This is a genomic window from Brasilonema sp. UFV-L1, from assembly GCF_012912105.1.
Lineage (GTDB): Bacteria > Cyanobacteriota > Cyanobacteriia > Cyanobacteriales > Nostocaceae > Brasilonema.
The window spans coordinates 1-11,985 of sequence record NZ_QMEA01000041.1; the positions used below are offsets into that span (position 1 = coordinate 1).

Sequence of the window (11,985 nt, forward strand, 5' to 3'; positions counted from 1 at the left end):
ACGGGGATTTGAGAAGCCCACACTGACCCGTTAGGGCAGTGTGTGGTAGTTCACTAGAATCCTATCGTCCCAAAGAAGGTTCTATGCGACTCAGCCGAACAATGATGCGAAAAATTCATAGAAGTTTGTTGTTTATTGCCGATACAACAGCTATTAGTAAAATTGAGACTAAAGAAACTGCTCAACTTATTCCTAGCCCATATGTCTGTATTGAAATTGGTTATGCTATTCAAAGTAAGCGGTCTGAGCAAATTTTACTAGCACAAATGCAGCGCTTAGATCTAGCAGGGCAGTTTCCTTTTGACTTACCATCATCTCAAATTTTGCAATTTCAAGACAGTACAGAACTCAGTAAAATTTTGCTTCAAGCTATTGAAACTCAGCTTGCACGATTTAAATTATTTACTTAAATAAGCTTACTTTCTACATAATTTTTAAAAAATAAAAGCTCACCCAGTCTCTAGTGCGGCGGTGTATTAGTCAACATCAATAAAGAATGAACAATGAACAGTACACAGTACACAGTGAAGGAGTCAGGAGTCAGGAGTCAGGAGCGGAGCCACCAGCCCTTCGGGTATGACCTGAGCCCTTCGGGCACGGCTTGAGGCCGAACGGTCACGCTGCGCTAACACAGTCGCCTGTTGTCGGGAAACCCTACCAAGAGCGCTGCTTCACCGCAGAGCCTCCGGTCAGAATAAAAGAGTTAATTGATTCTTCTATTCTGAATTCTGGATTCAGCAATACTGAATACTTCTTCAAACTGATAACTGATAACTGATAATTGACAAGGGAATTGGTCACGCATTTGGGTAAAAAACCAGGTTTGTTTGAGTTGAACTCACGAAAACTGAATCTTTCCAGCAAAAACCGGGTTTTTGAGATGAATATACCGGTGCTCTCATAGGAAGTCAAAGATGAATAACTCAATTTTGGCTAAATTCAACCAATTGTTTTATGAGTTGCTCTTTGAAAGAGATTATCATTAACATAAGTCATCTTTCTTGCTTTTTTTCTATTCCTTAATTCCAGCTTTTCACTAAAAAATCTGTACAAAGGTAGATGTAAGAGAAAGTCAAAATGAGAAGCATAAAATACTAGGGTAAAACATATAGTTTCCAGCAAACACCAAACATTACCGCGCTAGATAGATGCGGTTAAAAAGCCTTCAATGTTACAAGTCAACCGCTTGCGCCAACAAAGTTCACATCGAGTCTCTTCACATTCACTGGTTGCACAAGCTGCAAGTGCAATGACCATCTTGGTCGGCTGCTTAGTACTGCTTGGCTGGTGGCTGAATCTAGAGTCTCTCAAAAACTGCTTCTGGTTAAGTATCGTGGCCATGAAGGCAAATACAGCTATATGCTTGATTTTGTCTGGTATGTCCTTATGGTTGTCCCAAACAAGAGCAGGGGAACAAATCAATTCAAAATCGCGTAGCGTTGCGTTAGCGGAGTGTGCCGCAAAGAGCGAAGCGTATCGCGCAGCGTGTCCCAAGGAAACTCAGCAATCTCAAAATTCAAAATTAGAAATCTCTGCCTCGTCTGCCTCATTCTTGTCTAGAGTGTGTGCATCAACAATCGTCGTGATTGCTTTGCTTACACTGAGTCAATATATATTTGGCTGGAACCTCGGTATAGATGAACTGCTATTTCATGACTCGCCAAACGCTTTGATGACACCCTATCCGGGACGAATGGGATTGAACACAGCAGTGAATTTTTTAGTGATTGGTAGAGCGTTAGAACTTGTAGGAAAACCAAAAACTCACCGCAGCTTTTGGTACGCGCAAGTTTTCGCCCTGATTGCCGGTGTAATATGCTTGCAGGTTATTATCGCCTACGCTTACAGAGTTGAAATCCTTAACGATTTTCCCCCCTACACTACATCAATGGCGTTACACACAGCATTGACATTTATAGTGTTGTGTGCAGGTATCATGTGGACTCATCCCGAACAAGGGGTGATGCAGATAATTACAAGCGATACTTACGGCGGGATGCTAGCACGTCGGTTGTTATTGGCGGCGATCGCCGTACCTTTGGTACTAGGGTGGCTGATTTTGGAAGGACAAAGAGCAGGATTTTACAAGCCAGCATTCGCGGTAGCCCTGCTTGTGGTTGTGCTGATTGTGAGCTTCTGCGTTTTAATATGGGAAAGTGTCGCGGCGCTGGAACGGTTGGGAATTCAACGCGATCTCGTTAAAGAAGCTCTAAAAGCAAATGAAGAAAAACTCAATAGTTTTGTAGATGCTAACGTTATCGGCATTATTTTTGGCGATATTCATGGTAACGTCCGCAAAGCAAATGACGAATTTCTGCGGATGGTTGGCTACTCGCGAGAGGAGTTACAATCAGACAAAATTAGGTGGATTGACATTACACCAGCGGAATATTTACCTCTAGATGAAGAACGCATTGCTGAAGCTAAAGACAAAGGTGCTTGTACGCCCTACGAAAAAGAGTACATCCGTAAGGATGGTACTCGCGTTCCGATACTAATAGGTTACACGTTGGTAGGCGAAAAGCGCGAGGAGTCAGTCGCGTTTATCTTGGATTTGAGCGATCGCAAACAAGCAGAACAGGCGCTTAGCCAGAGTGAAGAACGATTTCGCCTGGCGCTTGATAACATCCCCGATGTTTTTGCAATTTACGATGCCCACAGGCGGTTGCAGTTTATTAATACAGCCGCATTACAGCGCATTCAAAAACCAGTAGAGGAAATACTCGGACGAACTGACGAGGAGATTTTTCCTCCTGAAGCAACACAAGCTTATCTTTCCACTTTAATTAAGGCGCAAGAAACACGCAGTTTACAAACAACAGAAGCCACAATCACCTTACCAAATTACGGCACGTTTACTACAGAAATCAAATATCTACCGCTGTTAGATAAAAAAGGTGAAATAGAACAAATTCTGGCATTTACTCACGACATTACAGAGCGTAAACAGGTAGAAGAAACACTCCGCAATCAGCAAAAATGGCTAGAAGATTTACTGAATTTAATGCCAACTCCGATGCTGTTGATAGAACCAGAAACAGCAAAAGTCACTTTCGCGAACAAAACCGCTGACGAAGTTGCTGGCGGCAAATTTCCCAAAGCAGAATCAACCCAAGACTATAGCACTTATTATTACTCAACAGATGCAGCAGGAAATACAATTCCAGTAGAACAGTCTCCTGGGATACGAGTTGCTCGTGGTGAAAAAATTGAGGGATTTGAACTTGATTGGCATACTCCAGTAGGTGTCCGCTCTCTGTTGATGTTTGCCGATACCTTAAGCGCCATGCATGGTTATCCAGAAACCTGTGTTTTGGTATTTCAAGATATTAGCAATCTTAAGCGTGTGGAAAAAGCTCTTTCATTGGGATATAAAAGACTTCATTTGTTATTCAATACCGCAAGTGATTTACTCTCAAGTCAGCAACCTGTAGCATTGATTGATAGTTTGTTTAGAAAACTCTCAGAACAAATTCGTTTAGATGTTTACTTTAACTATTTAGTCTACGAAGATAAACAAGTCTTGCAACTCGAATCCTACAGTGGTGTAACAGAAGAACAGGTAAAAGAACTTGAATGGCTAAAGTTTGGTCAAGCAGTATGCGGTACAACAGCACAAGAACGCCGTTCAATAGCTTTAGAAAATGTGCAAAACTCAACAAATCCAAAGACAAAATTTATCCGCGCTATGGGGATTACAGCATATTACAGCTACCCGTTAATAGCGCAGGGACAACTTCTGGGGACTCTTGCTTTTGGTAGCCGCAGCTTAGCTAGATTTACTCAAAATGAACTGGGGATGATGCAAGCAGTGTGCGACCAAATTGCTATTGCAATGCAACGCGCTAGCTTGATTGCTTCTTTACAACAGCAAACTGAACAGCTTAGAGAAGCAAACCGTATGAAAGATGAATTTTTGGCAATCTTGTCTCACGAATTGCGATCGCCTCTCAATGCTATCCTTGGTTGGGCACAGCTGTTGCGTTCGGGCCGCCAACTCGATCAAACTAAAGTAGCCAAAGCATTAGAAACTATAGAGCGAAATGCGAAAGCGCAAACGCAGCTTATTGAAGACTTATTAGATATCTCGCGGATGATTAGAGGTAAGTTACGGCTTCGTGTCCAAATTTATGACTTAGTTTCCATCATCGATGCTGCACTTGAAACCGTACGTTTAGCCGCTGAGGCAAAGAAAATTGATTTGAGTTTTTGTATTTTAGATCATGAGTTGAACCATACTGCGGAAAATTTAGAATTTTCTCATACTCAAAATTTCAATCAAAATTCTAAATTTGCGCCAACACAACCTGATAATTTCAAAGGGAAAATTCAAAAACCGAAATTTCTGATTGCTGGTGATGCAGAACGCTTACAGCAGGTGATTTGGAATCTCCTATCTAACGCCATCAAATTCACACCCCAAGGTGGGAGAGTACAAGTGCAACTTGGACTCGTGACAGAAGATAATAAAGGAGATAAGGAAGAAAAGACAGTGGTATCCCCCTCATCCTACACCCCACTCTATGCTCAAATCTTCGTCACAGATACGGGTATTGGGATTAGTTCTGATTTTCTTCCTTATGTTTTTGATCGTTTTCGTCAAGCTGATAGTTCCAGTACAAGAACACACGGTGGACTGGGGTTAGGGTTAGCAATTGTGCGTCATTTGGTAGAACTGCATGGTGGTACCGTCCACGTAGACAGTCCAGGTACAGGACAAGGTGCAACGTTTACCTGTAAGCTACCGTTGGTGAATCACGCAGATCATACAACAGAACAAAGAGACAACCAAACAAGCGAAATTATTCAACAAGCATTCACAGATTCTGACTTTGAAATCTCAGAACCCCATATTTCCCTTGATGGTGTGCGCGTGCTGGTTGTAGATGACGAAGCTGATACTCGTGATTTTATTACCACTGTACTGCAACAATGTCAAGCCGAAGTGAAAGCAGTGGGGTCAGTACAAGAAGCACTCGACACTATGACACAATGGAAACCAGATGTTTTGGTCAGTGATATTGGAATGCCTCAAGAGGATGGTTATTCTTTAATCCGCAAAGTGCGATCGCGCGAACGTAATGGAGAAATATCACTTTCATCACACAAAGGTGGAAAGATTCCAGCAGCAGCATTAACAGCATATGCTAGACCAGAAGATAGAATGCGAGCTATTCAAGAAGGTTATCAGTTGCATTTGCCTAAACCTGTTGAACCGGCTGAGTTAGCTACAGTCGTTGCTAGTCTTGTTGGACGTACGTAAACAATTCACGTATTCAAAAAACTAACAACTGCTCAGTCAGTCTTCTGTTTACTGACGAGACGCTTGACGATTGGCAAATACACAAACTCATTTACACTTACAAAAGCTATATCCGAAATAGACTCTCTAACAGTTGTATTTAAAATTAGGTCGTTCAGAAGGTTATAAAAACTTCAGAAAATTCACTCTCTTGTGTGTCATTTAATCTATGACACACTCATTTGTTTTGCTATTTGTCATTGTCTGCAATATTATGCAGACAAAAAATGTACATATTTTCAACTCAAATGAATTGCAAAAACTATTGTAAAAAAAATAAGGTACATCCCATGATCACTACAAAAATATCGACAACATCGGGAGAAACACGAGTTCAACAAAAGATAAATGACATTGAGTTACATGATTCTCAGCGAGGTGATTTGTTCCAAGAAGTTATTGAAGAGTTGCAAAATGGTCTTTTCCTCTTAAACGAGACGGGCGAACTCATTCACGCAAACACATCTGCATTTCGTATTTTTTCTCAAATTAATCAAGATAGTTCCAATTCAGATTTTCTACCACCTGTTATCTGGTGCTTTTGCAAAAGCATACTAGAGAATCCTAGCATTTCGTCCAATAAAACTATTATTCTCTCTCATGAAATTAGAGTAAATAGGTCAAAAGTTTTTTGTGTTTGTGCAAAATGGCTTAATTTTGAGAAATTGCATCGCTCTTACTTATTAGTCATCATTGAAAATAAGTATGAGTTTTTAAAAAATATTGCACTTGCTGAAGTTAAAAAATACGACTTAACACCACGAGAAACAGAGATTTGGTGTCTTTATCGAGAAAAATTTAGCTACAAAGAGATTGCTACCCAGCTTTATATTACTGTAAATACAGTAAAAAAGCACATGAGAAATATTCATGCAAAGCGCCAAGCATTTTTAAATTGTGAGATTTAAGCTTTTTCGCAATCAAAATTCATGAGTGGAAAATAAAAAATGAATATTGGTTGATATTTTGCCTTCCACTTTAAACTAATATAATTTGATTTTTGCTCAAAAATAAAACTTGATATTTTCTTGAAGCTTTACTTACCACATTCTGGATTTTTTTGTAGGCAAATTAGCATATTGAACATCTTTCGTTCTAAATCTTTATTGCTTTGTAACTGTTGAGTAATCATGTTAAATTTATCAGTATCAAGACCATTCTCTTGAGCTACTGTTTGATAGCGTTTGCAGTAATTGACAGCAATTTCTTTTGCTTTGCCAGGAAGACCATTTAAGCTATTGTTATCGTTACAAACAATCTTGGGAACCTCGCTACTCCCCATAATTTTTTTGATTTCATCAAAAGCTTGTTGACGCTCAGGTTCCATTTTCAACATAGCTCTAGCATAATTTCTAAGTTCACCAGAGTTAACTGTTTGTTGAGCTTGTGCATCGATTTTAGAACTCAAAATGAAAGCATTAGAAACCAAACTTACAGTTGCAATAGTACCGACAAACAAAGACTGAGAAAGCATCCGAATTAAACTAAGTCGCACAAAGCGATGATAATATCTTTTCATTTGTTTGGTTTTATGAAATAACTACAGTCGGGATACCTTAATCACTGTGAATTATTTTAAGAGTGAGAAGTTCCAGAAAACACTCAAACCATCAAATGTTTGTTTTTCTTGTTAAAATCCTGCAAATATTTGTTGTTTTTGTTAAGTTCTTTGACATACTTGACAAAGCTCTATGACTTTAGTTTGTAGTGCTGACATCTCTGAGGCTCCTTGTTTGAGACTAACTTCTAAATCTAACAATATAGGTAAAGTGGCAATCAGTTGCTCTACAGAAACAGATTGAATTTCTTTTTGTAGATAGTAAATACGATTGGGGTTGCCTATCTCAAGAGCTTTGGCAATAACTTGTGGATTGCGCTCTCCACTTTCTACCATGAGCTTAACCCATAACCAAGTACGAAATTGACCAATAAGCGTCGCAACGACTCGTAAAGGTGGCTCACAAGCATTGATAATATCGGTTAATATCGCTAAAGCTTTAGCTGTATCGCCTGTTCTGATTGCTACTGCTAGTTGTAGGTTATTTTGAGTTGTATTTCGGACTAACTGAGCAACAGCGTCCGTGTTCAAAGGTTGATTGCTGCCTTGCGCGTAAAGCCGTAATTTTTCTAATTCATTGTAGAGCAAACGTGTATTATTGCCTACAGCATCAGTCAACATCTCTACACTTGAGTGAGTCAATTTCACGCCTACGGTTTGAGCAGCTTGACTAACAGACTGAACTAAGAGTTCCGTTTTCCAAGGTGGAATTAAAGAGAATTCTCGAAATTCGGCAAATTTTTTCAAAATTTTAGTTGATTTCAAGCGTTCGTCTGGTTTACGACTGCTCGTGAGCAACAAATATGAATTTTCGGGGATAACTGGTACAGTTCGCTCCAGTTCAGATAACACATTATCTGAGCATTGCTGGCAAAGGCTAGTATTTACAAGCCATACTAAGCGTCCACCAGCGCCAAAAGGTGGTGTCATCACTTGATTTAATGCTTGGATTGGGGCATCAGGTAAATCTGGAGGTAGTACTGTGTAGTTAAAACTTGTCCATAGGGGATCTAGGATGCGATCGCGCACAACAGCGATCGCCTTTTCAATCGCAAAATCATCCTCACCCCAGTAAAAGTAGACTGGCATAAGAAAACTCACTGTTATTCTTTGAGAGTAGGGAGAGCCGAGAAAGATAAGAATTTTGAATTCTCTCATACCCTACCACCTCACAAAAGCAAAATACTTTTGAAATTGCTTATTCAATGCAGGTCGTTTTGCCTACAATCAATAAGCGTGGAGTTCGAGGATATGAACATTGGACGACAAATATCAAATTTACTTAAATCGTTTAGCCCGGATGACGCTACCAGAAGCGTACAGAACTCAAGTCCAGCATATCCAGACATCTTCTAAATTTCAGCCGCATTTAGAGCAAGGAAGGCAAGCAGTACCTTTTCCTGGTTATACAGTCATCACCCCACCTTGGGAAGAAGAAACAGACAACTCTACTTTCTACGCACACTTACAAGATTACCAACAGGAACTTTTACAACTAAGAGTCAACTCTGATTGGATTGTGCTTGTACCTCCTGCTAGCTTCCATTTGACTTTGGCGGACTTGATTTGGGATAGTGCTTACTATGATGCTCAAAGAAAAAATCCAAAATTTGAAGAACAGTTATGCTCTTGCTTTGCGGATATCTTTGAGCAGTATCAACAATCCACGCAGGGGCAAACTCACCCCATTTGCTGGCAAATGCAGGGATTGGTTGTGATGTCAAGAGCTATAGGCGTTTGTTTAGTACCTCAAAATGAAGCGTCCTATGAGCAAATTATTAACTTGCGTCGAGCGATTTATCAAAATGCTAACCTGATAGGATTAGGGATTGAGCAACATTATCACTTCACAGCTCATGTGACATTGGGCTACTTCGGGGAGATTGCACCCAATTTAGACTACGATTACCTTACAACTATGTTTTCTCAGTTAAATCAGCAATGGATGCACAACTCTCCAGAATTGCTCATACAACGTGCCGAACTACGGAAATTTGACGACATGACGCGCTATTATCGCGAACCAGACTGGCCAATTTTAAATTTTTGAAAATTTTTGAAAATTTTTGAAAATTTTGGAAAACTCACAGGACTTACGCACGCTCTCAAATTGAGCATCATCTGAATAGCACGCTTGTTGTGAAGCTAAAAGTCTTGCACTGTCTCCTGGTTTGATAGGAGGCAGTGATGAATTGTTTATGAATTGTTGGACGGAAGTTCATCTGGGTTAATTCCCTGAGAGCGGAGATAAGATTCCAATCTATTTGCACGTTGACGTTCTTGCTCTGCACGTTGACGTTCTTGCTCTAACTGCTCTGTTCCCCACAACAGCAAGTTTCCATTTTCATCCCACCAGCGCAACCAGTAGCCTGTTCGTTCTGCCTTAGTGCCGTACCACATCCCAAGATATAGATTCATTGAAGCAATCCAATAGCGCCCATTTTCATCTGGCTGTTGCACTCGATACGCACCTTCCAGTAATTGCCGTATCTCCAGCGTTCCTCCCTCTGGCTCAAAGATGACATAAATAGGAACTTGCAAAATCCGTTCGTAGAACCAAAGCTTACCGTATGGGTAGAATGGACGAGCCGAATATTCCCCACCATCAGTTTCTGACAAGAACTCCATAACAACCGCGAGAATATCTCCTTCCACACGGGGAGTGTAGCTTCGACGCGTTCTTGGAGAATCTAGGAGGAGAACTCTTGGCACATAAAACCAATCTGGCGCTTTGACAATCGTTTTCCCATTCACTGTGGCACATATACCCAGGTTGGAAGCAACCAATCGTTCAGGAGTTAAAAATCCAATTAACTCCAAACTCTCCCGTAAGGCGGCAGCTAAGAGAGGTTGACTGGTATTCTCCACAGGTTCGTCTGATAAGGGATAATCCTCTGGAAGTTTCTCCCAACTCACCTGATAAGTTAGATGAGGGACTCCCGACTGGACTTGAGCGAAGGTCATGGCTAAAATCTCAAATTCGCCAATCAATCGGTTTTCAGCGATGAATCTGACAACCTTAGTATACAGCAATCTGCCCAAATCTAGTCTGAGTGAGGAACCTCAAATTGGTTTAAAGGTAGGACAAGTTTTAATCGTTAATGATGTCTAATTTCACAAATTAGCCTTCGCCGATCGCGATGAAATTGAAAGCCGACTTTTCTTTCCTAACTTCCAATTGTGAGGAAACTGCTCCGGATTGCTGTTTGAGTTCTAAATCCCATATAGAAATGTGGCATTTGTTTGCATCTACATCCTTAACAACAATTTGATTATCAGCTCCCCAATCTTTTAAAGTCGCCACTACAGATGGAGGAGTCACAAAAGCTTCTGAAAAAGTTATGACATATAATCCTGGTTCTGATAATTGAACTTCAAATCCTTCTCCACCCTGCTTTGTTCCGTCTTCGCTAACGGTTCCGTAAACAATTTTTTGTGCCATGTTTTTCTTGCTCCTATCTTATATATAGATACCTAAACAACTAGTTCTTTTTTCACAAATCACATTTTTTGAATAAGTTAATCTAAAATTAAACTCTTTTTGGCTGGAACAATCAAGTCTACAATCTCACAAATTGAGACTATGGAAAAGTAGGAAAAAAGTTTTCTGACTGTCTAACCTAATATCTTGCAACGAGCATCGTCAATGTGATTTTTTAAATAAATTTTAAGAATTTTGGGAGTTGACAAAAATCAAAAAATGCCGACTCCATTGCCAACTGCATATCTACAGATAACTGTAACCTGTTCTTTGTTGTTCAAAGAACAGGTTACAGTTTTTCCCTGTCCCCTGTTCCCTGTGCTTTTGAGTTAACTAGCTAGAAGGGTCTTTTGTAAAGGTGTCCAACGAAAGGCGCGATCGCCACCCCTCTCAATCACCACTTTGACTCGTGGTTCTAAGCTGGGTAAGGTGGCTAAAAACTCAACTTCTTGATCACTAAGAACATGTCCTTCGATGATCCACAACACCAAGCCCTTTGATTTGGGTGGAAGCTGTTCAAGTTGAGAGCTAACAATCGGCGGTACATAATACACATAACCGACTGCCGCACCAGTACTAGTGCTTTTTTTGCCAAGATGAGGAGGTCTAACACCATGAACTCCTGTAAGATAGGCAGCTACATCGCCTAATCCCTTTGCACTCAGATCGAGAGTGACATAACCTGTTGCACGCAGTCGGCGTCTGTAGCGACCTTCAAAACCTCCTTCTGGAGGTACGTAAACACCAAGAGCGCCAAATTTCTCCAAATCTCGAATTAAAGCGTTGCCAGTGGTAATGAGTGCCATAAATTGATTTTTGTTCTATCCCACTTCGATATCTCTATTATTGACTATTATTGACTTTGACACTCCCATCACGAAAAATGGATGGAGATTTCCGCAAGGAGAGTTAAATGAAGCAGATGGGAAAAGGTACGTCTGTACGCTAAATAGCCAAAAAAGTTCTACATAACGAGCACCAAAAACCCTTGAAACAAATTTATAGACAAAGATAAATCAATGAGCTATACTACTGGATCGTGACCAAAGTTTAATAACTAACCATTTGAATTGCCATTTTTAGCTAGTATTAGCATCAAAAACTGATGACTAAGTTCCATGTGGATAAACTAGCAAAAGTTGATGAATAAGTGGTAAACTAGAAAGACTGCGATGACAAGTTAAGGAGTGGTTGGTTAAACAATCAATGCCAACCTTGAAGGTAAACTGCATTCACTCCTAAACCTCAAGGCAACAAGGTAAAACTTTCAAGAAGTTTAAACGGCTGTTTGAGGTGGTTAAAGTAGGAGTTTCGCAGTTGTGTTGATTTGTAGCATTGCACAAATCTCAGCCAACGGATACTGGGCAGCTTGCTACCCAAGTCCTACTACAACGTGCCAGAGCAATTGCTGAAACGAAGGCATTGCTGCACAAAACGCAAAGCATCATCGCCTTGCACAAAGTTCAAAAGTTGTCCCTTTCAAGAAGGGAGGCGCTTTTGGATTTTCTGGTAACGAGTACAACGTAAACGGATTCATCTGTACAGACCCTGAGTGAAGACCCAAAGAAGTTGTAGCTGTTATCACCTGAGCAGTTCGACTTCAGAGGTCAGTCCAAAAAACTTGGAATTCGCCCTGAGGAGCGT

General features: G+C 40.5%; 9 protein-coding genes and 1 pseudogene. 5 read left to right on the forward strand and 5 right to left on the reverse strand.

Annotated features, from left to right (window positions below; translation table 11 throughout):
• Window positions 1–56: 56 nt before the first annotated feature.
• The 3 genes and pseudogenes from DP117_RS13705 to DP117_RS13715 all read left to right on the forward strand — a co-directional run.
• Window positions 57–410 (forward strand): annotated as a pseudogene (locus DP117_RS13705) (hypothetical protein); the annotation flags it as partial.
• A gap of 758 nt (window positions 411–1,168) precedes the next feature.
• Entirely contained in the window at window positions 1,169–5,263 is a 4,095-nt protein-coding gene (locus DP117_RS13710) for a PAS domain S-box protein (protein WP_211176099.1), read from the forward strand.
• A 329-nt stretch (window positions 5,264–5,592) separates the two neighbouring features.
• Entirely contained in the window at window positions 5,593–6,210 is a 618-nt protein-coding gene (locus DP117_RS13715) for a LuxR C-terminal-related transcriptional regulator (protein ID WP_169218904.1), read from the forward strand.
• Window positions 6,211–6,338: 128 nt separating this feature from the next.
• Here DP117_RS13715 and DP117_RS13720 read toward each other — a convergent pair whose 3' ends face one another.
• Both DP117_RS13720 and holA read right to left on the reverse strand, forming a co-directional pair.
• Window positions 6,339–6,821, reverse strand: coding sequence for a DUF4168 domain-containing protein (locus DP117_RS13720; protein WP_169218858.1), 483 nt, complete (start codon window positions 6,819–6,821; stop codon window positions 6,339–6,341).
• Between the two features lie 141 nt (window positions 6,822–6,962).
• On the reverse strand, window positions 6,963–7,949 hold the full coding sequence (gene holA / locus DP117_RS13725) for a DNA polymerase III subunit delta (protein ID WP_169218859.1): 987 nt from the start codon (window positions 7,947–7,949) through the stop codon (window positions 6,963–6,965).
• A gap of 169 nt (window positions 7,950–8,118) precedes the next feature.
• Here holA and DP117_RS13730 point away from each other — a divergent pair, with 169 nt between their 5' ends.
• Window positions 8,119–8,910 carry a DUF1868 domain-containing protein gene (locus tag DP117_RS13730; RefSeq protein WP_211176100.1) on the forward strand — a complete coding sequence of 264 codons (792 nt, stop codon included), beginning with the start codon at window positions 8,119–8,121 and terminating at the stop codon, window positions 8,908–8,910.
• Window positions 8,911–9,056: 146 nt separating this feature from the next.
• Here DP117_RS13730 and DP117_RS13735 read toward each other — a convergent pair whose 3' ends face one another.
• Window positions 9,057–9,824, reverse strand: a complete 768-nt coding sequence (locus DP117_RS13735; RefSeq protein ID WP_169218860.1) for a Uma2 family endonuclease — start codon at window positions 9,822–9,824, stop codon at window positions 9,057–9,059.
• On the opposite strand from DP117_RS13735, the gene DP117_RS13740 reads away from it, so the two are divergent.
• Window positions 9,823–9,972 carry a hypothetical protein gene (locus tag DP117_RS13740; RefSeq protein ID WP_169218861.1) on the forward strand — a complete coding sequence of 50 codons (150 nt, stop codon included), beginning with the start codon at window positions 9,823–9,825 and terminating at the stop codon, window positions 9,970–9,972. The two genes, DP117_RS13735 and DP117_RS13740, sit on opposite strands and share 2 nt — an antisense overlap.
• A 9-nt stretch (window positions 9,973–9,981) precedes the next feature.
• On the opposite strand, the gene DP117_RS13745 is transcribed toward DP117_RS13740, so the two are convergent.
• Together DP117_RS13745 and DP117_RS13750 are read right to left on the reverse strand one after the other, a co-directional pair.
• On the reverse strand, window positions 9,982–10,302 hold the full coding sequence (locus tag DP117_RS13745) for a hypothetical protein (protein ID WP_169218862.1): 321 nt from the start codon (window positions 10,300–10,302) through the stop codon (window positions 9,982–9,984).
• A 368-nt stretch (window positions 10,303–10,670) separates the two neighbouring features.
• Window positions 10,671–11,147, reverse strand: a complete 477-nt coding sequence (locus DP117_RS13750) for an NAD(P)H-quinone oxidoreductase subunit N (RefSeq protein ID WP_169218863.1) — start codon at window positions 11,145–11,147, stop codon at window positions 10,671–10,673.
• Between the last annotated feature and the right edge of the window lie 838 nt (window positions 11,148–11,985).